Annotated in this window: 33 protein-coding genes; all 33 read right to left on the bottom strand. The window is 60.4% G+C overall.

Features of this window, described 5'->3' with window-relative positions:
* Positions 1-9 precede the first annotated feature (9 nt).
* The 33 genes from Q8X48_RS13215 to Q8X48_RS13055 all read right to left on the bottom strand — a co-directional run bounded on the left by Q8X48_RS13215 (position 10) and on the right by Q8X48_RS13055 (position 18,977).
* Positions 10-582: a hypothetical protein gene (locus tag Q8X48_RS13215; protein ID WP_407800333.1), complete on the bottom strand. Its 573-nt coding sequence runs from the start codon at positions 580-582 to the stop codon at positions 10-12.
* Positions 583-633: 51 nt separating this feature from the next.
* Positions 634-876: a hypothetical protein gene (locus Q8X48_RS13210; RefSeq protein ID WP_407800332.1), complete on the bottom strand. Its 243-nt coding sequence runs from the start codon at positions 874-876 to the stop codon at positions 634-636.
* A 17-nt stretch (positions 877-893) separates the two neighbouring features.
* Positions 894-1,364: a hypothetical protein gene (locus tag Q8X48_RS13205; RefSeq protein WP_407800331.1), complete on the bottom strand. Its 471-nt coding sequence runs from the start codon at positions 1,362-1,364 to the stop codon at positions 894-896.
* 77 nt (positions 1,365-1,441) lie between these two features.
* Positions 1,442-2,602 (bottom strand): phage tail tube protein, encoded by a 1,161-nt coding sequence (locus tag Q8X48_RS13200; protein ID WP_407800329.1) that lies wholly within the window; start codon positions 2,600-2,602, stop codon positions 1,442-1,444.
* 95 nt (positions 2,603-2,697) lie between these two features.
* Complete coding sequence (locus tag Q8X48_RS13195; RefSeq protein ID WP_407800327.1) at positions 2,698-2,886, bottom strand: hypothetical protein; 189 nt, start codon at positions 2,884-2,886, stop codon at positions 2,698-2,700.
* 109 nt (positions 2,887-2,995) lie between these two features.
* The gene (locus tag Q8X48_RS13190) at positions 2,996-3,388 is read right to left on the bottom strand and encodes a phage tail terminator-like protein (RefSeq protein WP_407800326.1); all 393 of its coding nucleotides are present in this window, start codon (positions 3,386-3,388) and stop codon (positions 2,996-2,998) included.
* Positions 3,385-3,960 (bottom strand): HK97 gp10 family phage protein, encoded by a 576-nt coding sequence (locus Q8X48_RS13185; protein ID WP_407800325.1) that lies wholly within the window; start codon positions 3,958-3,960, stop codon positions 3,385-3,387. The genes Q8X48_RS13190 and Q8X48_RS13185 overlap by 4 nt, the downstream gene beginning before the upstream one ends.
* Positions 3,961-4,317 carry a hypothetical protein gene (locus Q8X48_RS13180; protein ID WP_407800323.1) on the bottom strand — a complete coding sequence of 119 codons (357 nt, stop codon included), beginning with the start codon at positions 4,315-4,317 and terminating at the stop codon, positions 3,961-3,963. It lies immediately after the preceding gene.
* A gap of 3 nt (positions 4,318-4,320) precedes the next feature.
* Positions 4,321-4,710: a protein singed gene (locus Q8X48_RS13175; RefSeq protein ID WP_407800321.1), complete on the bottom strand. Its 390-nt coding sequence runs from the start codon at positions 4,708-4,710 to the stop codon at positions 4,321-4,323.
* Between the two features lie 39 nt (positions 4,711-4,749).
* Positions 4,750-5,256, bottom strand: coding sequence for a hypothetical protein (locus tag Q8X48_RS13170; protein ID WP_407800320.1), 507 nt, complete (start codon positions 5,254-5,256; stop codon positions 4,750-4,752).
* Positions 5,257-5,304: 48 nt separating this feature from the next.
* On the bottom strand, positions 5,305-6,273 hold the full coding sequence (locus Q8X48_RS13165) for a major capsid protein (protein WP_407800318.1): 969 nt from the start codon (positions 6,271-6,273) through the stop codon (positions 5,305-5,307).
* A gap of 10 nt (positions 6,274-6,283) precedes the next feature.
* Positions 6,284-6,994, bottom strand: a complete 711-nt coding sequence (locus Q8X48_RS13160) for a hypothetical protein (protein WP_095967525.1) — start codon at positions 6,992-6,994, stop codon at positions 6,284-6,286.
* Between the two features lie 174 nt (positions 6,995-7,168).
* Complete coding sequence (locus Q8X48_RS13155) at positions 7,169-7,327, bottom strand: hypothetical protein (protein WP_172435756.1); 159 nt, start codon at positions 7,325-7,327, stop codon at positions 7,169-7,171.
* Between the two features lie 184 nt (positions 7,328-7,511).
* Positions 7,512-7,766, bottom strand: coding sequence for a hypothetical protein (locus Q8X48_RS13150; RefSeq protein WP_407800316.1), 255 nt, complete (start codon positions 7,764-7,766; stop codon positions 7,512-7,514).
* A gap of 34 nt (positions 7,767-7,800) precedes the next feature.
* Positions 7,801-8,844, bottom strand: coding sequence for a phage minor head protein (locus tag Q8X48_RS13145; RefSeq protein WP_407800314.1), 1,044 nt, complete (start codon positions 8,842-8,844; stop codon positions 7,801-7,803).
* Complete coding sequence (locus Q8X48_RS13140; RefSeq protein WP_407800312.1) at positions 8,841-10,256, bottom strand: DUF4055 domain-containing protein; 1,416 nt, start codon at positions 10,254-10,256, stop codon at positions 8,841-8,843. Before Q8X48_RS13140 ends, Q8X48_RS13145 begins: the two co-directional genes overlap by 4 nt.
* Positions 10,257-10,264: 8 nt before the next feature.
* Positions 10,265-11,566, bottom strand: a complete 1,302-nt coding sequence (locus tag Q8X48_RS13135) for a terminase large subunit domain-containing protein (protein ID WP_407800310.1) — start codon at positions 11,564-11,566, stop codon at positions 10,265-10,267.
* Positions 11,553-12,014 carry a DUF2280 domain-containing protein gene (locus Q8X48_RS13130; RefSeq protein ID WP_407800309.1) on the bottom strand — a complete coding sequence of 154 codons (462 nt, stop codon included), beginning with the start codon at positions 12,012-12,014 and terminating at the stop codon, positions 11,553-11,555. Before Q8X48_RS13130 ends, Q8X48_RS13135 begins: the two co-directional genes overlap by 14 nt.
* A 31-nt stretch (positions 12,015-12,045) precedes the next feature.
* Positions 12,046-12,669 (bottom strand): putative metallopeptidase, encoded by a 624-nt coding sequence (locus Q8X48_RS13125; protein ID WP_407800308.1) that lies wholly within the window; start codon positions 12,667-12,669, stop codon positions 12,046-12,048.
* Positions 12,635-13,108: a proteasome subunit beta gene (locus tag Q8X48_RS13120; protein ID WP_407800307.1), complete on the bottom strand. Its 474-nt coding sequence runs from the start codon at positions 13,106-13,108 to the stop codon at positions 12,635-12,637. The genes Q8X48_RS13125 and Q8X48_RS13120 overlap by 35 nt, the downstream gene beginning before the upstream one ends.
* A complete protein-coding gene (locus Q8X48_RS13115) occupies positions 13,105-13,293 on the bottom strand; it encodes a hypothetical protein (protein WP_407800306.1) in 189 nt (62 codons plus the stop codon). The genes Q8X48_RS13120 and Q8X48_RS13115 overlap by 4 nt, the downstream gene beginning before the upstream one ends.
* The gene (locus Q8X48_RS13110) at positions 13,290-13,481 is read right to left on the bottom strand and encodes a hypothetical protein (protein WP_407800304.1); all 192 of its coding nucleotides are present in this window, start codon (positions 13,479-13,481) and stop codon (positions 13,290-13,292) included. The genes Q8X48_RS13115 and Q8X48_RS13110 overlap by 4 nt, the downstream gene beginning before the upstream one ends.
* Positions 13,481-13,711 (bottom strand): Acb2/Tad1 domain-containing protein, encoded by a 231-nt coding sequence (locus Q8X48_RS13105; RefSeq protein ID WP_004573849.1) that lies wholly within the window; start codon positions 13,709-13,711, stop codon positions 13,481-13,483. The genes Q8X48_RS13110 and Q8X48_RS13105 overlap by 1 nt, the downstream gene beginning before the upstream one ends.
* A 58-nt stretch (positions 13,712-13,769) precedes the next feature.
* Positions 13,770-13,964 carry a DUF7940 domain-containing protein gene (locus Q8X48_RS13100; RefSeq protein WP_407800302.1) on the bottom strand — a complete coding sequence of 65 codons (195 nt, stop codon included), beginning with the start codon at positions 13,962-13,964 and terminating at the stop codon, positions 13,770-13,772.
* 10 nt (positions 13,965-13,974) lie between these two features.
* Positions 13,975-14,394: a hypothetical protein gene (locus Q8X48_RS13095; RefSeq protein ID WP_407800300.1), complete on the bottom strand. Its 420-nt coding sequence runs from the start codon at positions 14,392-14,394 to the stop codon at positions 13,975-13,977.
* 271 nt (positions 14,395-14,665) lie between these two features.
* Positions 14,666-14,956, bottom strand: a complete 291-nt coding sequence (locus tag Q8X48_RS13090; protein WP_407800299.1) for a hypothetical protein — start codon at positions 14,954-14,956, stop codon at positions 14,666-14,668.
* 129 nt (positions 14,957-15,085) lie between these two features.
* Complete coding sequence (locus tag Q8X48_RS13085) at positions 15,086-15,667, bottom strand: hypothetical protein (protein ID WP_407800298.1); 582 nt, start codon at positions 15,665-15,667, stop codon at positions 15,086-15,088.
* Positions 15,664-16,266, bottom strand: a complete 603-nt coding sequence (locus Q8X48_RS13080; protein WP_407800296.1) for a recombination protein NinG — start codon at positions 16,264-16,266, stop codon at positions 15,664-15,666. Before Q8X48_RS13080 ends, Q8X48_RS13085 begins: the two co-directional genes overlap by 4 nt.
* Positions 16,257-16,535, bottom strand: coding sequence for a hypothetical protein (locus Q8X48_RS13075; RefSeq protein WP_407800295.1), 279 nt, complete (start codon positions 16,533-16,535; stop codon positions 16,257-16,259). Before Q8X48_RS13075 ends, Q8X48_RS13080 begins: the two co-directional genes overlap by 10 nt.
* Positions 16,532-17,002 (bottom strand): hypothetical protein, encoded by a 471-nt coding sequence (locus tag Q8X48_RS13070; RefSeq protein WP_407800294.1) that lies wholly within the window; start codon positions 17,000-17,002, stop codon positions 16,532-16,534. Before Q8X48_RS13070 ends, Q8X48_RS13075 begins: the two co-directional genes overlap by 4 nt.
* Entirely contained in the window at positions 16,995-17,222 is a 228-nt protein-coding gene (locus Q8X48_RS13065) for a hypothetical protein (RefSeq protein ID WP_407800293.1), read from the bottom strand. The genes Q8X48_RS13070 and Q8X48_RS13065 overlap by 8 nt, the downstream gene beginning before the upstream one ends.
* Positions 17,219-18,016, bottom strand: a complete 798-nt coding sequence (locus tag Q8X48_RS13060; RefSeq protein WP_407800292.1) for a hypothetical protein — start codon at positions 18,014-18,016, stop codon at positions 17,219-17,221. Before Q8X48_RS13060 ends, Q8X48_RS13065 begins: the two co-directional genes overlap by 4 nt.
* Complete coding sequence (locus tag Q8X48_RS13055) at positions 18,003-18,977, bottom strand: phage replication protein (RefSeq protein WP_407800291.1); 975 nt, start codon at positions 18,975-18,977, stop codon at positions 18,003-18,005. Before Q8X48_RS13055 ends, Q8X48_RS13060 begins: the two co-directional genes overlap by 14 nt.

Below are 18,977 nucleotides of genomic sequence, written 5' to 3'. Positions count from 1 at the left end.
TTGTTGACCTTATCGAATGCAGGTCTCGATCTCTTCAGCAACAGCACTCAGCGAGCGCGCGACATCCTCAGAGCCGCCGCCCATCATCACATGCACGGGACTGTAGCCAGCGTTGACCATAGAGCCGGTATCGAGCTGCGCTTGCTGAATGCCGGCGAACAGGTACTTCCTTTCAGGTCCGGAATTCTTGATGGTCACGGTGTACCGCACGGATCGCGAAACCATGGCACTTGTGTAGCCGGTCTCGCCCTTGGCTACGACACTGGACTCATCGGGCGCCACGTACTGAATGGCGCCGCCGCCACCGACTTCACGGTTGGTTCCGGCCTGGTAATAGTTGCCCGTGTGCACGCCCAAAAAGGTTTTCGACGAGTCGCTGAGCGATACCGGGTCATTCCTGACAGCGCTGGCGGCGCACATGGCTATCTTTCCGGGTGCCGCCGGGCCTGACCCGCTCACCTCGAATGACTTAAGGTAATTGCCGTCAAGTCCTGGCTCGCCGTACTTGTGCAGGTTTTGGGTGCCAGAGGCGCACCCGCCAAGAGTGACCAGCGCCAACACAACCGCTGCAATCCTGAACATTCCGTTTCTCCCTTGTATGATACGGGCAATATAGCATCACACAGGGACGGTTCAGTCTTCCTCTTCTGCCTTGAGGCATAGCGCATCGAGGGTGTAGACCACCTCGTCGATCTCGCTGCGCGGCATGGCCGGCGGGTGCGCTTCCAGCCAGTCCGTGATCTCTCGGGCCGACAGCGGCAGCGGGAAGGCGCCAGCCATCGACGAGATAAACCGGCGCCCGCGAGTGATGTTGCGAAACGTGCTCAGCAGATAGCTGGTCATCGGGTCCGTTTCCGGTTCATCCGGGACCACCATGTTCAACCGCTGGTAGATCAGTCGGCGCTTTTCGGTGTCTCCACCCCACTCTCGCTCCCACTCGAAGCGGGCAACGACTTTCCCACGGTCTCAGCCAAGGCCTTTTGCGCCTCCACGGCCGATGTCGACGCCTCACGCAGAACGAACAGGAAGAATTTGAGGTTGGTGTCCAGCATCTGCTCGGCAACTTCGGCGCTGTATGCCAGCGGGTTACCGTCCGTATCCTGCACGCCGGCCCAGTCCTTGACGATGAACTGGCTCAGCAGTCGGCACTGGGTCTGGTGCTCGGTCGTCTCGCCGTCGATCACGCCCACGACGCCTACGCCGAACTGGGCGTCAGCGCTGCGCAGTTTGCGGCGTTCGCGCTCAAGGGCGACCGCGTACTCAGGGTTATCAATTCGTGCCAGCAGCACCTTGGTGTCGTCGTCATACGCGACCCACTTGGTCTCCGAGGTGTTCTGGTCTTTCTTGGTCAGCCGCAAAGCCATAGTGACTCCTCACGCCACGCCGAAAAGGACCGCCCCGGCTGGCGTTGGTGCCGGGGCAGTCAAGGGGTGAATCGATGTTAGGAAACGGTGATGTTCGCGGTGCCGAGCTTCGTGCCGTCGTACTTGCTGGTCGCGGTGATGACCGCCGAGCCGGATGCCACGCCAGTGACCAGGCCAGTCGAGCTGACGGTCGCCTTGCTCGGGGAACCGCTGGTCCAGTTGACGCCTTGCGGAGCGCCGGCCGGTGCCACGGTCGCGGTCAGCTGCTGAGTGCCAGCGACGGCAATGGTCGCAGTGCCCGGGGCCACGCTGACGCTGGTCGGGGCCACGTATGGCGCGCGGGTGATGGTCGGGGCGAGCTTGGCCACGGTGTAGTTCAGCGTTACCTCGATCAGGTCGCGCTTACCGCCGCTCGGCAGCTCGCCGTCGACTTCCACCGCCGGGAAACTGAAGGTGTACTTGTTGCCCACGCTGTCGGTGATCGGGAACTCGACCGCCACCGGCTTGCGGGTGAAGGTGTTCTTCCAGATCGACCAGGCCTTCGCCGACCAGGCCAGCGTGATGGTGCCGGTGATGGCCGCCTCGGTGGCGATCTGCGCACCCGGACCCATCTTGTCGGTGCCGATGCAGCGCTGAGCTTGCAGGCCGTTGTCGAGACTGATGGTCATGGCCGAGACGCAGGCCTGGCCTTCCAGCGATGCGCCATCCACCAGAAGCGTGCCGACGTTGCCATTCGACAAGAACGGGGTTGTGGTCGGGGCTGCCGGCGAGACCACGAGCGGCGTGTCGCTGTCGGTGTAGTCCAGGCAGGCGGTGCCGAAGGTGACGGTGATCTTGCCGTCGCTCGGGATGTCCAGGGCAAAGGTCGGGATGTGCACGCCCTTGAACAGGGAGTAAACGCCCACGTCCATGTAGTTCTTGGCGATGCTGAAGGTGTGGCGCACGTCGCCCACGGTCAGGACGTTGCCGGTCCATGCGCCGTAGAAAGCAGCCTCCATCAGCTTGTCGAAGCTGCCGTAGGACAGTTCGCCCGTCAGGTCGCCGCCGATGTCGGTACTGGTCACGACCGAACCCTGGCTGATGCGCGAGTCGGTGATCTCGTCGCTGGTCGCCGTGTTGACGGTCGGGGTCATGGCATTGCCGGTCAGCCGTAGCGTGTCCCAGGTGCCGGAGCCGGGAGTAACGCCGGGCGTCACCTCGGGGATGATGTAGCTGGTTACTTTTGCGCCCGAACTCATCGGAGCCTCCTTAGATCAATTGATCCGGGGAGGCGTGATGAGCAGAGAGGCCTTGCGGCGGGTCTGGTCAGCGTGCCCGGTGAAGTTGGGTAGATTTAAACTGTTTCGTTTAGCTGAATGATCGTGGGAATTGGATCGCCAAGCATCCAGAGGACTTGCTCGCCATCCAGAAGCTCTGGTTCCTCCCTGGGAAGGCTGAAGCCGAATCCGGATCGCGTGCTTGTCTGATCATGAACAACGTAGTGCTCGCGCTCGACCAGCCTTCCGTCAACTCGAACCTTCATCGCCCTTCTCCTTCGCTACCAGCCATCGCTCCCAAGCAGCAAGAGCGCCTTTCGCGGCCCTGATAAGGCTGCGGTGTAGTTCTTTCGTTACTTCGCTCATGTGTAATCCTCAGCCGGCGCGGAACCGGATGTTTACGTTGACCTGATAGAAGCCATCGAACTCGCCGGCCGGGATCTGGCCTGCCTCCAGGCATTCGAGGTCGCCCGATTGCCAGTAGGCAAAGTGCGCTTCGAGCTGATCCGACAGGACGTTGATCGCCTTGGTGCCGGTGCCGACCCGGGCGAAGCATTGGATGCTGATCTGACCAGGCTTGCGGGTGTACGGCTTGTCAGCCATGCCAGCCATGAAGGGCGTTGCGTGCTGGATGTTCAGGCGGCACCAGAGGCCGGTAGCCGGTGGTGTGAAGGTCGTAGTGTTCGGGTAGTCGATGCTCGACTGCGGCAGGCCGGCAAAGGCGACCATGCGCGCCGTGATCAGCTTGCGGATGTCTTCATAGGTCATCGGTAGGCCTCTGATACGCCGATCCAGGCCAGGTCATAGACGCCGCCCGGGGCCTGGGTCGAATGCCCGAGCTCGAGCATTTCGCCGTAGGGGCTGTTCGTCTGGATGTAGATCACGGGGTAATTCCCTGACGCCTTGATCATCATCGCGCCTTTGTTGATGGTGTCGCGGCCGGACGGGTCGACGTTTTCGACGACCGTGAAATCAGGCGCGCCCACCGAAACGATGTGGCTGCCGCGGAATGTCCCGCCGATGTAGCCCTTGCCGGCGGCCTTGGCATCGACAAAGAAGTTCTCTTTCCGCTCACGCTGGGTCAGCTTCTTGAACTGCTTCTTGCCGGGGTTGGTCGCGTTGCGGGCGTCGACGTTGGCGTCGTAGGCATCGGCCAGGGCCGTGTTCTCCGCTCGCAGCTCGGCGTTCGCCTTCCACAAATCCGGGTTACCCACGGGCGATCGGTTGACGACTTCGGTCAGCATGGCCATGGCGATCACGCGCACATGCTGCGTCACGTCCTCGTCGATCTGGTCGGCGAAGTCGCGCAGGCTATGGCTCCATCCGGCTTTGGCGTTCATTTACGTCTTCCTCAGCTGGATCTCGTAGGTAGCGCCGACCGGATCCTTCTGGACGTTTTTCACGTCGAACCCGTTGATCTTGTGGCCTACAGCGGGCGTTCCGGTCGTTTCGTTGGTGAGCGCGATCAGCAGCTGGTCGGTCGCGAGGATATTGATTCCGTCCACGGCCTGGGCCTTGAACGCGTCAATCACGCCGCGCCCGGTGTAGGCGATGACTACCGGGTCGGTACTGGTTTCCTCTACCGGGTCCCACGTACCTGGCAGCGTAATGCCGCCACTGAACGGCACAACCGCGTCGGCCAGATCAGTGTCGAACGCCTCAGCCAGATCAGCCTGGATCTCTTCGCGCATTCCCATGGGTCACCTGCACACGTCGAAGCCGAAGGACGACCGAAGCCAGGGGTTCAGCAGCGCCAGAGCGAACTGGATGCCCTCGGCCTGGGCCTTGGTAGAGCTGGAATCGATCGCGCCGAACGTCTTCGAGGTCGTTACCGATCCTGCCTTGACGGTCTTGGCCTCCAGCGAGCCAGACGACTGCTGCTGGTACAGGACGCCATCGGCAGCACACTTGGCCAGCTCGGCGCCGGCCTGCTTGACCTCTTCAGGGATTGCATCCATATCGACGCCGGAGAGGTTAAACGAGGTCAGATAGGCATTGGCCTGCATGACGGCGCGATCTTTCTTATCTGGAGTCGTCCAGCTGGTGCCGAGGATGGTGTCCACGTCGACCACGGTGATGTAGGTAGCCATCCGGCCTCCGGTTGAATGAGTGGGGCCGTAGCCCCGGTATTACGGCTTGGAGTCAGGCTTGGCCTTGGCGGCCTTCTCGATGCGATCAGCTTCAGCCTTCTTCAGCGCATCGACCTCAGCCAGCAGGATGTCGCGCTTACGGGATAGCTCATCGCGACTGCTGGCCAGATCGGTAAAGCCGGCGTGGATCTTGGTCAGCGCGTCGAACAGGCGGATTGGCAGTTCGCCAGCGCCCGGGTGCTCCAGAGGGCTCGCGCCTTCGAGGGATTCGATCAGCCCGCGCAGCCCGTCACGCTCTGCATTCAGGTTGCCGATAGTCTCTTGCAGCTCGACCTCGACCTGCGACAGCGAAACCTCGACCACCAGCTCGGCCGGTGCCGGCAATTCCTTGAGAGTCACCTTCGGCGGCTTCTCGCATTCACCTTCGCGACTCTCGGTCACGTTGGCGTCGACGATGCGCAGACCTGCCTTCTTGGCGATGGCCTTCACGTCGTCTTTGTAGCGGTGAAACGGGCCTGGCAGATACCAGATGTTTTTATCGGTCATGTTTGATCCTCGGCCGCGCCAGGCTGCCCCGGCGCGGCATTCAGTGGGTTACTTGGAAGCGTCACCGATCAGAGCGACACCGGCGGTGTGCTTGATGCTGGCGGCGGTTTTGTCCCAGTTGGTACCGGTGGCCAGCTCGGCGTCGGTAGGCGATGCGCCGCCGTTGGTGGTATCCCAGGTGTAACCCTTCAGGCCCAGACCGAAGGAATAATCGGTTTGGATGGTGGTCTCGATTCGACCCTTGCCGTTGGTGGTTTCGACGTTCGACACCTGGTCGCGGCTGTCTTGAACCAGGGCTGCGCCCGGAACCAGAGACAGGATGATCTCTTTATTCGGGGTGCCGGCCTGCATCAGCGACGGGGCGTCGGTTACGACGGTCACTTTGCCGAGAATGTCGACGACGCGGACGTTGCCGGCGACGAACAGGTTGGTCGAGTTTGCAATCGCCTGACCTACCAGTTTGTGCCAGGTGGTGCCCTGCATGACCTGAGCAACCAGGTTCTGCGAGGCATCGCCGAACTTGGCGTGAGCGTTGTTCAAGGCAGCCTGAGTGATACCGGCGGTGGCCGATACGTCGTTGGTGGCACCAGCTTGGGCGGTGATTGCAGCAACCAGAGCGGCGATTGCGGTGTTCAGCTGGTCCTTCAGCAGGACCTCGGCGAAGGCGCGGGATGCGACCTCGATGCCCTGAACGGTTGGGCGCTGCAGCCAGGTCATCTGAGCCGGCTCGTAGCGCAATGGGCCGAAGCCACCGGCAACCTTGACGGACGAGTTTTTCAGCTCGGTAAGATCGGTTGCGGATACGGCGCCGTTGGCTGCGTAACGGTCAACACGTCGCTGGGCAGCGCCCAAGTTCTGGAAGAACGATTCCTGCAGGAAATCGCCAGTGAAGCCTTCTGCGGAAATCACAATCGCGCCATTGCTGGCAGCGTTGAACGCCGCGGTCATCTGGTCCAGAGTTTCCAGAGTGGCCGGCATGATGAAATCGTTAAACACCTGCATTTGAGCGAGAGACATAGGTCAATCCTTACTTGAGTGGGAGGTCTGCGAAGCGACTTGCGAGCGCTTTGGTGCGCTCTTCCTTGGTGCCGCCGATGTTGCCTTGTGCGGCCCCGCCGCCTTTCCCTGCACCGCCGGCCCCGCCGCCAGATGCTTTGCTGCCAGCGATCAGCGGACCGAAGGCCGGATCGTTGGTGAATTCTGCTTTCAGCTCGTCCAGCGTTGCCGCCGAGAGCTTGCCGGAGGCGTCCAGCACGACGACGGTGGGTTTGCCGTCTCGCTGCTCGACGCTCAGTCGGCGTTCGATATGGGGGAGCAATGCCTTGGCGCTGCCTGGGATGGCCAGAGTGGTGGCGATATCGGTAGCGGTGCGACCTACGGTCAGATCCCGAATCTGGCCGCCGAGACTGCCCCGCTCTTGTTCGAGCAAGCCGTTCAGCTCAGCCTCGCGGCGGGCGTACTTCTCGGACCAGGATCGCTCCAGCTCCTCGACGTTTCCGGACTTGCGGGCCAGCTCTTCACGCTCCAAGCGTGCAGCCTCTTCAGCTTCGCGAGCCTTCTTCTCGGCGGCCTTTTTCTCGCCAAGCAGTTCGTCGACCTTGGCCTTGAGGCCGGTCACGTCTTCAGGCTGCGGCAAGCCTTCGATGTTCAGGACGTACTTGCCGCCCTTCTCGACGTACATGGCTTGAGTGGCTTCATCGACGCCTTCGAGGGTGTCCAGTTGGAATTTCAAGGTCATTGCTGTCTCCCAGAGACGAATTGCGGACCCGGCCCGCAGATATGAAAAGGCCCCGTCATTGACGAGGCCCGTGTAAATCGTTGGCATAAAAAACCCCGGCGGCTGCCAGGGTTTGATTCAAAGCAAGTAGGGCCGCGCGGAGGACGGGCCCTTTGGGTGTTCAATATTGCCGTGTCAGTCGTCCTGATCTATCTGATCAAGAAAATCAACGTCATCATCTTCTTCGTCAACAATTGCCTGAGCGTCTTCTTCAACCCATGACTCGTCATCATGGAATTCATGATCGAGCAGGTGGTCGTGCTCGGGCTCTGGAATATCTCGTTCTTCGCTCATGACTTACCGAAACAAAACAGTGAAAGAACGGACTGTATATGCAGATCCGTTCCCTCCGTCAACGATCACGAAACAACGACGCGTTCACAGAACGGCTTGGCGTTGACTCCCAGAGACTTGGTGCGAGCCCTGCCTGCGGACATAAAAAAGCCCCGCATTTGCGAGGCGTGGTGATTTGTAACTACTACCCGTCAATCCGCTGACCACTGATAACTTCGCCCAGACTGAGCCCAGAGCGCTGTCGCGTGGCATTCAGACCGTGCGACTGGTCAGCGGTCACCATGGCATCTGCCACGGAATCGGCGGCTGCTCCGCTGGGGAACTCGCCGATCAACACGGAACTGGCCCCGGACGAACCAGGATCACTTACCGCCTCTTCGGTGTAGCGAGTGACGATGTAGCGAGTTACCGGGCGAACGCGGTATTCGATGATTTTCATAAATCCTCCGGCCTGCGCACAGGCTGAGCTTGGGTTATAGGCCGGCACGCTCGAATGCCGCCGGCTCCAGGTCTTTCAGCTGCTGCAACGTGAGCGTTCGGCCAGCGTCGTCCACGAACTTATCCAGGGTTAACTCGCCCTTCGTGAAAAGCTCGTAACGATTCGGCCCCAGCACGTCGCGCTGAAACGATGCAGGCTGGCGGGACAGCCATTCCTGATAGGTGGTCTTGCTCGACACCAGTTCAGCCCCGTCCGGCCCGACAGCAGGGCGCGTGGAGCCTTTGATCTCGCGGGCGTATTCCGGCTTGATGCGCGGAACGAAGCTTGTCCGGCAGCTCCAGTGAAACGGCGGCTTCGGCGCGTCGAAAGGGAACCACTTCTGATCAATGCTGCGGCAGTACGGCGTCGTGTGACCGTCCAGAGTGGCTATTGCTGTCCACCCTTCGAGGATGTCGTCGTTCACCTTCAGCACTTCCATGCGCGCCGTCGACGAGACGTGGTTGGTCATGGTGCGCACCAATGCCGACGCCTGATCCTGCTGCATCTGGTGCACGCTTGAGAGTCGCCCGCTGATCTGCTGACTGGTCTCGCCCAAGGCAGAGCCGATCTGGATCTCGCCGATGATCTCGGCGGCCTTCTTGGTCCCGAACTGGTCAAGCGCGCCGCTGATGCTGATCCGTTGCAGCCCCTTGCGCGCCTCCAGCTCCAGCGGGTCGGCCAGCGCAGCCGCGGCGACCATTTCAGGCGCTGGGACATTGAACTGAACGACCGCCTTGACCGCCTTTCCGAGCATGGTCACGTTGAATTCGGCCTCATAGGCGCCGAAGTCGGTCAGATCCATGACGACCTGGCCCTTCATGTCGCCGTAGATAGCCGCCAGATCACCGGACAGCGCGGCAATCTGCGAGGCATACCGCTTGGTTCCGTAGGCGCTCAATCCAGCCGCTACACGCTCCTTGGCGGTGTTGATCGCCTTGCTGATGAACTTGGCTGCCCGCTTCAGGTTGCCGCCGGCGTAGCGCTGGACGTAGATCTGGTGACGGGTTGCCGCATCAACCAGGAAGCCCTGGGCACTCATACAACGTTACCGACCACCGGAGCAGTCGCCTCGATGTCGTCGTCGATGTCCTCGTCGGTGCGATCAGCCTCGATCGTTCCCGACTGACGCAGGTTGGTGCGCAGGTCTTTCTTGGCGATGACGCCCTGCTGCCACAACTGGACTTGTGCCAGGATGTCTTGAGCGGTCATCACCTCATCGAAGAAAGCCTGATTGAGCCAGAACACGGTGTCCTTCTCGTTTGGCTCGCCGATCATGAAACGCTCAGCGTCCAGAATGGCCCGCTTCAGCGCCTCGGAGACGTTGCCGGCCACGGTGCCAAGGATCGAATTGTCCGAGCTGTAACGGATTCGCGCAGCCTCGGCCGTTTCGTTGCCGCCGCCCTGCTGGACGATGCGAGCACCGATCATCACCATTTGCTCTTGCTTGTCCTTCATCAGCTCCCGAGTAAGCTGCGTTGCCTCGGCCTGTACCAGTGTTGCACTACCGGTCTTGCCGAGGTTGTAACCGCGGCGACTGCCGATGCGCATCCCGGTCGGGTTGAGCTTTACGAACTCATCCGGGGAAATGTCCGTGGTCAGGAACAGCGTCGGCTGGCTGCTGATGAAGCCCGACTCTTCCACCGTGGCCGAGTTGCCATAGTGCAGGATGTTCACGTCGGCCAAGTCTTCGAGCGGCGACTTGTCGATGTCGGCGTCGTTGTTCTCGGAGCCGAAGAAGCTGAACGGGATGTGATCGAATGGTCGGCCGTTCTTGTCGGTCGGATTCGTCGGAGTGAAGTCCTCGCTGCCTTCCTTGTAGACCCGCTGCTCATACTTTCCGTCGATCAGCAGCAACACGCGATTCTGCTTGTACTCTTCGCGGGACAGCTGGGCGGCATCGAACTTCGACACGCATTCCTGCAGGTTGACATAGACCAGGTGCTTCACGCCGTCGATAACCTGCTCGTCCCAGTCGATGATCGACTCGGCGTCGTAGAAATGAATCAGGGCTTTCTGCTTGGCCGCATCCGCCATGGACGAAACGCCGCTGGCCGCTTCAACCTTCGGGTAATCGACCAGGAAACCGCCGCGCCCGGTGTCCAGGCATTCGCCGACAGCCTTCTTCGACAGCTGCTCAAGGCTGGTACCGTCGCCGCTGGCGTTCTCTTTCAGGTATTCAACTTCGGTCGGCAGCCCAAGTTCGGCAGTCTTGCGGAACACAGCGCCCAGCAGACCGGCCCGGGTGCGCCCGGTGATATTCAGGAACATCGCCCGTTTCTTGAGCTGCTTGTAACGAGCCTGGTTCTCCGACGAAGTGTCCGTAGGATCAGGCATCGGAAGGTATTCGTCGTGCTTTCGCACCTCGCGTGCGCCCTTGACGCATCGCTTCACCAGAAGCCAGCCAGGCTTGGCGTCGGCATATTCCTGCCGCTGATCGCTGTAATTCGCCATGGAAGGCCTCAGAAGGTGAATGTGACGGGGATATGGGTGATCGGCCTGCTGATCGGGTAGTCGTGGTGAATGAAGTAGCCGCCTGCGTCGTTCGCGTGGTCAACGCCGGACTTTTTGTCAGGCTCACCATTGGGCGCCCATACCTGCTGCTCAATGCCGTCCGCGTATGTCGGGCAGCGGAGAGGGTTGATCAGATACCGGCGCTCGCCATTGGCGTTGCAGAACATGGCGTTCATGGCGTTGATGCGGTCCTTCACCGGCGGGTTTGAGTCCGGAGCGATCACGCTGAATCCGGCCTGACGAAGGATGGCGATATCGGTCTCGCTGGCATTCACCGACTTTCGGGAGCCGCCCGATGCGTCCGGGTAGATCCGGATTTCGCAGGTTTTCTCGTAGTCCTTGCCGTTGTGCCGCCAGTAGCGCTCCTTGATGCGCCGGATCATGTCCGGGGTGTCAAAGCCATCGATCAGTTCATCCACCGCCCGAGGCCTGCCATCGGCGCGCTTGACGTGCGTGATCGCCGCCATCTTGCCGACGTTGAAGTCCATGCCGATATACAACGGCTCGCCCGGCTCTACGGTGTCGAAACAGGCATTCAGCTTGCGGTCGTAGGCGTGATAGATCGACCCGGCGTTCAGGTTGACGAACTGACCGTTCAGATAGGCCAGGATCAGCTGCGGCGGGTACGACTCCATCAGCGACGGGATGTAGTCGGCAGGCAGGTTCAGTTCGTTGTCGAACGTGCTGGCCTGAACAAGCCCATACATACCCTTCAGTGCCGGCTTCTCGCGCAGTTGCTTCACGAACTGCTGGTAAACGAACTTGAACCCCTCGGGGGTCGTCGTTACGTCCACGCCATTCTTCAGGCCGGGCTCGTTGTAACGCATCCGGGCAATTATCTTGCGCCAGGCGTGCTCGGCCTTGAGTTTCGGCAGAACATCGAGCTCGTCGACCAGAGCGTGCCCGATCTTGAAGCCGACAATGGTCTGCGGCTTCTCCATGGATCGGCATATGGTCGTGCTGCGGTACTGGCCGCCGCTGTAGAACTCGACTTCCTTGTCGCTCTCCTTCGTCTTGACCTTCAGGCCCCAGTCGCAGGCGACTTCCTCGATCGTCGGGAAGAAGATGTCGCGGATCTGCGGGTAAGTCGGGGCGAAGTAGCCGGAGTTGATCCGGGGCCACTCCCATACGTGCTTACACAGTGCCGCGCAGCCTACCCACGTCTTGCCCGAGCCGAAGCCAGCCACAAAGCCGCGGAACTTGGTATCCATGCGCAGGAAGTTGGCCTGAGGCACATTAAGGCTCGGCATCAGGCTTCCTCGCGTCCACCACGTCGACCTGCACCCGAATAGGCGCCAGATTGTCATGGGGGTTTTCATTCTTGGTCTGCCGGTTGACATACACGTCACCGACTTCCTTGGCGGCCTGCTCCAATAGCTGAGCAGTCAACGCCATGTTCTTCATGTTCTCAGCTTTCTCAGCCATGCGGCCAAGGGCTCGGAGCCGGTACGCTCGGTTGGCGATCGGGATCTCGGCGGTTTCTTCACGGAAGCGCTTGCGTGTGTCGTGAAACAGCGTCACCCACTTCGCAGCAAGCCCCTTCCCTGCAGATTTGGTGGGGTCGTGTGTCTCCACCTGCTGGCGGGTCACGACAACCCCGTATTCGTTCTTGACGGCATCCACCACTTGGGACGGTGTGTCAAAGCACGCCAGGGCCTGAACGATGAAGCTCTTCACCTCATTTTTCAGGGCTGCCATAAATTCTCATCCGTCTAGAGCCTGTCAAGAATCAGGCCGATTTGAGCAGACAGGTTCCGCAGGCCCTCGATATGTTCAATTTCCCCACCTCAGCAGGCTTGTTTGCGGCGTCCACCAACGCTTGAACGTCAGGACTCGCACCGTAGCGGCGGACGACACCGACGAACTCTTCGACGTCATGGCCGCGCATCTCCAGTTTGGGTAATCCTTCCTGCGTGAACCTTGGAGCGCCGTACTGATCCCTGGCCTGGGCGATGTGATAGAGCTCGTGCTCAACCAACGCACAGAAGTCGGCATCGGAGCACTGGGCGCAGTAATCGGCAGCCAGGGTGATGATGTAGGTCGGCACATCGCCGAACCAATCACGCATCTGTTGCTCCATCCGGGCTTTCTGCCAACCACCAGCGCGGAACGCTACCTGTTCGGCCTGGCCCAGGACCGTGCGGCCCTGCTTCTCGAAGCTCGACGAAGCCCACATAACCTGGATGTCTGCATCCAGCAGGTGAGCGTGGTCTTCGTTGTGAATGCTGCCGGTGTCGGCAAGGATCTCTGACTGGAGCCAGCCCCACACTTCGGGAGCCGGGATTAGGCGGATGCCGAAGTCGGAAAGTTCAGACAGCTCAAGCAGTGACGCCGGGGGCATTGGTCTTTGCATCAGCCATCCCCTCGTTGATGATCAGTGTGCGGATCGTGCCGCCGGTATAGACATCACGCTTTGCCGCTGCCTCGACAGCTTCCTTGGCAGTTGCCCCCATATCCATCGCAGCGAGTGCGAAGTCGCGTCCGCTGCCGATGGCAAACGCACGCTCCATCCATACCTCGTCCATCCAGAAGCCGCTCTCGACATCGCGACCAATCTGGCAAAGCCTGCCATTGGTGACGACCAGCCCGTTCGCATCTAGCGGCTTATCGCTGACCTTCACGCCGAAGAACTCATCCATCAGGGCGGCAAAGTCCGCACCGCAACCCGTGAACAGGAACTGATGCCCATTCCTATGGATGAGCTTCTCGTAGTCGTCGTGGTCGATGAGAGAGCCGCGAGTAACGCGCGAGTCGTATGCGATCACACCGTCTTTGTAGGCAATGGTCGTCATGCCGTTACCCTCTGGAACCACTCTTCAATGATCCGGCGCAGAACCGGCTCGCTCAGGATGGTCGATGGCTTATTGCCGGCGATCACCGAACGCAACAGATCACAAGGCAGCACGTGGACACCGTCATCAGCCGCAACCGTCAGGTGCGGGCGCTGGTCGGCGATGTCATGGATTTCTGCGGTCATGCCTTCACCATCAAGTGGGTTTGCGCATGGGCGTGCCCGTGCAGCTCTGCGACGATCAGCCCCTGAGGCAGGCCGGCAGCCTTCGCAGCGTCGATGGCCTTGGCGATCGCGCTATCCAGCTCGGTCAGTGCCTTGTTGATGTCGTTGCTCAACGGTAGTGCGTGATGAAGACGCGTTACGTTGCTCATCAGCTGAACGGGTCGGCGGGTTTGGCGATCGAGCGAACGAACCACATGAAGCCCTGCTGCAAGTTGGTCTTCGCCAATGCCAACAGGCGCGGGTCAACGCCTTCAATCTGGCCGATCTGCTTGAACAGCTCACCGGCGTCAGCCTCAAGCGCCTTGATCGAGTTCATGCCGTCGATTTCCGATTGAGTCAGGTCGCGGTAACCGGTGATTTTCTTGTGCTGATTGTCCATGGAGATTCCTCGTCGCAGGTCGCGACACAATTTTCTGACTCGCGAAACGTATCGCGACCTACTTGCTCAGCTTCGGCTGAAGGATCACCCGGGCAATCATCACCAGAACGCCTAGCACGCCATAGGCCACCGGTGGCAGCACGGCTTGCAGCGATGGCATCAGTTGCTCAGCGATACCCAGCACAGCAACTGCGCCGCCCGCCTGAACGCTGGTCATGCTCAGCGCTTGTTTCCAGTTTTCGATCAGCTGCATGGTCATCCCCTTACGGATTCTGTTGTTGGTTGGCACCGGTTACCGCTTTGCGCAGTTCGGCAAGATCACTGGCTATCTCGGTCAGGTCTTTGTCCCGGCGCTTCTCGGCCCACTTGAACCAGGCGCGAACCAATACCCATGCGGGTAGGCCACACACGAAGATGATTCCGCCCAGGGCGATCACCCCGACGTCGTCATTCGCCCAGGAGCCAAGGCCCAGCCACCGGACGACGAAGGCGCCGCCGCAGATGCTGGACACCGACGTGCTGATCATTGCGACGACGAACTCGCGTACGGTCTTTGGTAGGGTCATCGCCATAACGACGACGGCAGCCAGGACGGCCACAAATCCAAACGCCCCCAGCTTGTACAGCGCGATACCGCCAGCGGCGGTGAGTGGGCCGGGCTCTGACATAGATTGATATCTCATGGCGCCTCGGTATCTCGGCGTTGTGATTGGTCCGGCACTCCCCGCCTCTCTCATCCGCTCGGAGCAAAGACGATGGCGTGGGTGCCAGATACGGGAAGCCCCCTGCGGATGCAGAGGCCCGAATGAGGGCCTATTGGGGCTAGACGATCAGCCCAACGGAACATGTTGAATCTGTACATCCGGGAAAGCGTCCACTCGGGTAGCTGCTTTCCTCGGCGGTACAAAAAAGCCCGCGGCATGTGCGGGCTTTTTCCATTGCAACCAGACGTATTCAGCAGGGCGTCAGTCCGACACCGTCGGGCGAGGCCTTGAACGTGGTCATCACGAAGTGATTGCTGGACGCGCGCAGGTTACTTTTGAGGCCCTCGTCATCCGACTGGCTACCCGTTCGCCACATGGCCAGGGTCAGGTCCAGTCGCTGCATCGCGACACCTTGCGGCTCGGACATCACTGCCAGGTGGTAGCTGACAGCTCGCAGCGGCTCCGCGAACGCAGTCGCAGAGAAACAGGACAGGCAGGCGGCGAACGCCAACCCCAGATACATCGTGAGTTGCTTCATCATCGGCATTTCCTTGCAGGTTGGGTTTTCTCGGGACGCAAAAAACCCCGCTCGAAAGCAGGGTTAGTGGAGCAAGTTGCCGTAGGCAAAATACTCAATATGGCGAAATGATGCCCTCAGCCGTGCGGGAAGTCAAGCAGCCTCTCTCATCTTGTAAATCACTCCCCCGATCGGGCTCAGCGCCTTCGCGTCGATGTCATAGCAGGCGTCAAAGCAGAGCTGAACAAACGGCTCCCAGTCTCGACCCCATGCAGCGGATGGAAGCTTTATCCCGTACTCGGCATTCATCCAGGTCCTGAACAGCTCAGGCTTGATCAGCGGGTCATCGTTGGCCGACTGGCCACCCTGGTGCATGTAGCGGTAGCGACGGAATACCCCCTTGGCCACGTACTCGGCTCGCTCCCTTTTGTCTGCGGTCATGCGCGGCGCCCGGGTGCACGCCAGATTGAACACCGCCTCTTCCGCCTCTTCCCGGTCATCATCGGTCGGCTCGGCCGCATACATGGCATTGCCGAACGCGCGGAGCTGGCGGTGAAGACGAGCGATCGCCGATTGAATCTGGCCTGCCAATGCCCCGTGCACTGCGTGATTCGCAGTTGGCCCGCGCTCGGTGCTCTGGACTACAACGCCCAGCTCGGCCGCGTCGGAGGTCTGGCCCGGGGCCGGGTTGTACGTGCAGTCATGCCATGCCTGGCGTGCAGAATTGATCTTCATGCTGCTGCTCCCTTCAATTCTTTGGTCAGTGCCCGGTAGTCGGCCTTGATGGTTTTGATCTCGTCGACGGTGTACTTGCGGGCCGAATGAGGCCCTTCCAGCCAATCCACCTTGTCGGCGCCGATGCGCTTCACCAACCGGATGCGGTACTCGACCGCGTTACCGGATAGGTTCCGATTGCACTTCACGCATTGCCGGTGGATGTTCAGGGGCTCGAAGCGCAGTTCCGGGCAGGCCCCAACAGACCGGTAATGCCCAGCGTCCCAGCGGCTGCCCGTCATCAGGTCATGGTCGCTCGGCAGCGAGTCGCAGCTGATGCACGGCAGATGAGCGTCACGCAGGCGGACGTACTCGTTCACCGCGGCCTGGGCTTCGCGCAGGTGTTCCGCCCTGCTCTTCAGCTTTTCCTTGCGGACCTTGATCTCGCGACGTTCGATCTGGACCAGCGACTTACGCGCCCTCTCCTGATTCACGTCCTTGATGGCCAGGCCACACTTGGGACTGCACACCGCCTGCCCCAGACGCTGCGGCGGGAAGCTGATGCCGCACGCCGGGTTACCGCAGATTTTCTTCTTCCGATCCTTGGGCGCTACAGGCATGGCTCGGCCTCCTTGGCTTTCTGCTGCTCAGGTTTGAAGTCACCGCGCAGGGGCATGAGTTGCTGAGGCTTGAAAAACCCGTAGCCATCCTCCCCATCTCGACCGACGATCCAACCATCATGGGGCGCCACCCATAGCTGCCCATCGGGCTCTTCTGCTTTCTGCCCTTTGAGCCTGAAGATGACCAGTTCGACTTCGGACATCGCTGGGATTTGATACTTCGAGACGAGCGTTAGAGCATGGTCGTTCGGCTTGAATTGATGGCTCATGCAGCCTCCTTGCTCAGCAGGTCAGTGAAAACCACGCCGTGGCCGGTGAAGTAGGCAGCCATGCGGTCTGTGTACTGGATACCCTGGGCGCGATTGAACAGGCTGGTCACCGGGAATCCGTCTGGCCCGAACAGCTTGCAGCCGCCCATCATGGCCAGCTTCGTTTCGTAAGGCAGATGGCGCATCACCCGATACCACTCCGCCTGAAACCCGGCATCCTCATTCAGAAGGATCTGCACGCCGAAGTGCAGCTTGCAGTACCGACGGGCATCGGCCTCATCGCCGATCTGGGTCATCTCGGAAATGCGCTTGTACATCGCGAACCACAGGGCGTTTTGATCGAGGGTGCGGTCCTTACCCGGGCGCAACGACACAACCACGAACTTCTTGTCGCGGTACATGGCGCTGAGTGCGGTAATGGCTTCGGAGAGCTTGGCCTGGCAGTTGACACTGATTCGGTCAGTCATTACCTGCCACCTTGCTCGCCAGTCCGCCGATGGTTTCACCGAGCAGCTTTGTCAGTCGGTCATTTTCATCGAGCAGTTCAAGCGCCACTTCCTCAACGGTCTTTTCGCCGAGGAAATCGCCAAGGGCCTCAGAGGCGTCTTTCCACGAATCACACCCAGACTTCCAAGCGGCGACATCGGACCAAAGCAGCTTCTGGAGTTTCTGTTTATCGATCGTCATTGCGCCGCTCTCCTTGCTTCCAGTTGTTCAGCCTGCTGAATCAGCAGTGCCCGGCGATCAGCCAGCTCGTTGGCTGCCTGAATTCGCAGTTCTGTTTTTTCCTCGGCCGACGCTCTCCGCATGGCGAGCATCGAATCCTTCACGGCCGCGAGCTTGGCGCGCAGCTTTGGTGATGGCCGTGCAACCTCACCGGTGAGCAGCGCTACCACTGCCCGGCCGTCTTCGGTAACCGGTGCAACGCTCAGGTCTGCCAAGTACTGCTGAGCGCGCTCCTGGGGTATGCGCTGCATCTGCGCAGCCTTGCTGATCGCCTGCACACGGCGGTTGGCGTCGAAGCCAACAGACACGTGCCAGTTGACCTGCTTGTTGTCCTCCCGGGCCTGGCCGACCAAACGCTCGTAGGCGCTGTTGAAAGCCATGCGCGCGCCGACCTTATCGCCGGCATCGAGGACAGGTTTCGCGGCAGCCAGGGCCAGTTGAATTTCGTCGGTCAGAACCACCGTTTCGAACTCGTCGTTCGTCGTCATGGCGATTGCCCAAGCCTCATCCTTGCCTGGGCGGCCGTCGGCGGCCTGAACACGTTGCAGAATGTCAGCCATGGCCAGCTTGCCTTTCACCTCGAAGCGACAGGCCTTCAGCGCTGCCTTGACGACAGGCACGGAGTAAGCGCAGAGGTCCTCAGCCATCATCGCGGCAGTGCCTGGGTTCATTTCCTGGCCCATGGCTTCAGCGGTGGCGCAGATCGCCGCTGCCAGACCGGCCACCTGCTGGTCATTCATCTCAAAGGTACTCATTGCGGTCACCTGCTTGGCGTTTGGCCAAAACCATCTGCGCAGCCTGCTCGGCGGCGGAGACGTTCGCCTCAGTCCGTTCCATCTGGCGGGCGGTTGTGCCGTTGATACGCTGACCGGTGACCCACTGGGTGTGGTAGCTCTCGGCGTTGGCGAGCAGTTCGTTGAGGCTGTGGCACTTGCGAAGAACGGCGGCATCGCTAGTTTTCAGGTAGTGCGCGGCGACGTGGTGAGCGACATCGGCGCCAAGGCGGTCAATCAGTTGGCCGAGCTGTCCGCCGACCTTGGCGTTCCACACAGGCCATGCACCGTGGTAGCGCTTGCGGTAGGCCATGGCGTAGTTCGCCCAGACCTTGAAGGTTTTGCAGGACGGGTCTTTGGGGCCAGGCATGTCGGCAGGGATCTCAACCCGAGGAGCATCGGTGCGATCAACCACCAGCACCAGGTTGCGGGCCGGCTTGTCCGGACCGTCCTGCAAGCTCTGACTGGTATCCTGATTGGTAACCTGATGATTGGTATCCTGATTTGTCGGAGATTTTTCCGACCCTTGCTCGGATTTTTCTCCGACCTTGCTCGGATTTTTTTCCGAGGTGGATCGGATTTTTTTCCGACCTTTGTTCTGTGGCGGGGTCGGATATTTTTCCGACCCATCAAGCTTCTGGTTCCACTCGACCGCTTTCTCGGTCAGGCGAAACAGAGTGATGTTCGAGGTGCTGGAAAGCTCAATCAAACCGGCCTCTTCCAGGGCCTTCAGCATGCGGTAAGCGGTATCTGGCTTGTCGGTGAGCAGCGGCAGCTCCTCAATGATCTTGGCCTTGCTCAGCGCGAAGAAGATCCCGTCATCAGTCTTGATTGGCTTGGTCCAACTCGGGCAGCCGTAGACGAAGGCGAACAGCAGGGCTTGCTGAGAGTTCAGCCCCCACTCCAGCGCCTTCACCTGATTGATCGTGACGGTGAATTGCAT

The sequence above is a fragment of the Pseudomonas sp. QLc11A genome (assembly GCF_052112305.1).
Classification (GTDB): Bacteria; Pseudomonadota; Gammaproteobacteria; order Pseudomonadales; family Pseudomonadaceae; genus Aquipseudomonas; species Aquipseudomonas laurylsulfatiphila.
The sequence above is the reverse complement of the archived record's forward strand: the minus strand, read 5'-3'. Positions and strand labels throughout refer to the sequence as shown.

Coding starts and splice junctions, on each gene's coding strand:
- Q8X48_RS13160 (WP_095967525.1), bottom strand. CDS start 6,994: ATGACCTTGAAATTCCAACTGGACACCCTCGAAGGCGTCGATGAAGCC.
- Q8X48_RS13180 (WP_407800323.1), bottom strand. CDS start 4,317: ATGGGAATGCGCGAAGAGATCCAGGCTGATCTGGCTGAGGCGTTCGAC.
- Q8X48_RS13115 (WP_407800306.1), bottom strand. CDS start 13,293: ATGACCGCAGAAATCCATGACATCGCCGACCAGCGCCCGCACCTGACG.
- Q8X48_RS13130 (WP_407800309.1), bottom strand. CDS start 12,014: ATGGCAGCCCTGAAAAATGAGGTGAAGAGCTTCATCGTTCAGGCCCTG.
- Q8X48_RS13165 (WP_407800318.1), bottom strand. CDS start 6,273: ATGTCTCTCGCTCAAATGCAGGTGTTTAACGATTTCATCATGCCGGCC.
- Q8X48_RS13120 (WP_407800307.1), bottom strand. CDS start 13,108: ATGACGACCATTGCCTACAAAGACGGTGTGATCGCATACGACTCGCGC.
- Q8X48_RS13150 (WP_407800316.1), bottom strand. CDS start 7,766: ATGAAAATCATCGAATACCGCGTTCGCCCGGTAACTCGCTACATCGTC.
- Q8X48_RS13200 (WP_407800329.1), bottom strand. CDS start 2,602: ATGAGTTCGGGCGCAAAAGTAACCAGCTACATCATCCCCGAGGTGACG.
- Q8X48_RS13135 (WP_407800310.1), bottom strand. CDS start 11,566: ATGCCGAGCCTTAATGTGCCTCAGGCCAACTTCCTGCGCATGGATACC.
- Q8X48_RS13145 (WP_407800314.1), bottom strand. CDS start 8,844: ATGAGTGCCCAGGGCTTCCTGGTTGATGCGGCAACCCGTCACCAGATC.
- Q8X48_RS13095 (WP_407800300.1), bottom strand. CDS start 14,394: ATGAGATATCAATCTATGTCAGAGCCCGGCCCACTCACCGCCGCTGGC.
- Q8X48_RS13075 (WP_407800295.1), bottom strand. CDS start 16,535: ATGAGCCATCAATTCAAGCCGAACGACCATGCTCTAACGCTCGTCTCG.
- Q8X48_RS13195 (WP_407800327.1), bottom strand. CDS start 2,886: ATGAAGGTTCGAGTTGACGGAAGGCTGGTCGAGCGCGAGCACTACGTT.
- Q8X48_RS13125 (WP_407800308.1), bottom strand. CDS start 12,669: ATGCAAAGACCAATGCCCCCGGCGTCACTGCTTGAGCTGTCTGAACTT.
- Q8X48_RS13140 (WP_407800312.1), bottom strand. CDS start 10,256: ATGGCGAATTACAGCGATCAGCGGCAGGAATATGCCGACGCCAAGCCT.
- Q8X48_RS13155 (WP_172435756.1), bottom strand. CDS start 7,327: ATGAGCGAAGAACGAGATATTCCAGAGCCCGAGCACGACCACCTGCTC.
- Q8X48_RS13190 (WP_407800326.1), bottom strand. CDS start 3,388: ATGACCTATGAAGACATCCGCAAGCTGATCACGGCGCGCATGGTCGCC.
- Q8X48_RS13070 (WP_407800294.1), bottom strand. CDS start 17,002: ATGACTGACCGAATCAGTGTCAACTGCCAGGCCAAGCTCTCCGAAGCC.
- Q8X48_RS13100 (WP_407800302.1), bottom strand. CDS start 13,964: ATGCAGCTGATCGAAAACTGGAAACAAGCGCTGAGCATGACCAGCGTT.
- Q8X48_RS13090 (WP_407800299.1), bottom strand. CDS start 14,956: ATGATGAAGCAACTCACGATGTATCTGGGGTTGGCGTTCGCCGCCTGC.
- Q8X48_RS13080 (WP_407800296.1), bottom strand. CDS start 16,266: ATGCCTGTAGCGCCCAAGGATCGGAAGAAGAAAATCTGCGGTAACCCG.
- Q8X48_RS13175 (WP_407800321.1), bottom strand. CDS start 4,710: ATGGCTACCTACATCACCGTGGTCGACGTGGACACCATCCTCGGCACC.
- Q8X48_RS13205 (WP_407800331.1), bottom strand. CDS start 1,364: ATGGCTTTGCGGCTGACCAAGAAAGACCAGAACACCTCGGAGACCAAG.
- Q8X48_RS13110 (WP_407800304.1), bottom strand. CDS start 13,481: ATGAGCAACGTAACGCGTCTTCATCACGCACTACCGTTGAGCAACGAC.
- Q8X48_RS13210 (WP_407800332.1), bottom strand. CDS start 876: ATGGTGGTCCCGGATGAACCGGAAACGGACCCGATGACCAGCTATCTG.
- Q8X48_RS13185 (WP_407800325.1), bottom strand. CDS start 3,960: ATGAACGCCAAAGCCGGATGGAGCCATAGCCTGCGCGACTTCGCCGAC.
- Q8X48_RS13215 (WP_407800333.1), bottom strand. CDS start 582: ATGTTCAGGATTGCAGCGGTTGTGTTGGCGCTGGTCACTCTTGGCGGG.
- Q8X48_RS13085 (WP_407800298.1), bottom strand. CDS start 15,667: ATGAAGATCAATTCTGCACGCCAGGCATGGCATGACTGCACGTACAAC.
- Q8X48_RS13055 (WP_407800291.1), bottom strand. CDS start 18,977: ATGCAATTCACCGTCACGATCAATCAGGTGAAGGCGCTGGAGTGGGGG.
- Q8X48_RS13065 (WP_407800293.1), bottom strand. CDS start 17,222: ATGACGATCGATAAACAGAAACTCCAGAAGCTGCTTTGGTCCGATGTC.
- Q8X48_RS13060 (WP_407800292.1), bottom strand. CDS start 18,016: ATGAGTACCTTTGAGATGAATGACCAGCAGGTGGCCGGTCTGGCAGCG.
- Q8X48_RS13170 (WP_407800320.1), bottom strand. CDS start 5,256: ATGACCGATAAAAACATCTGGTATCTGCCAGGCCCGTTTCACCGCTAC.
- Q8X48_RS13105 (WP_004573849.1), bottom strand. CDS start 13,711: ATGGACAATCAGCACAAGAAAATCACCGGTTACCGCGACCTGACTCAA.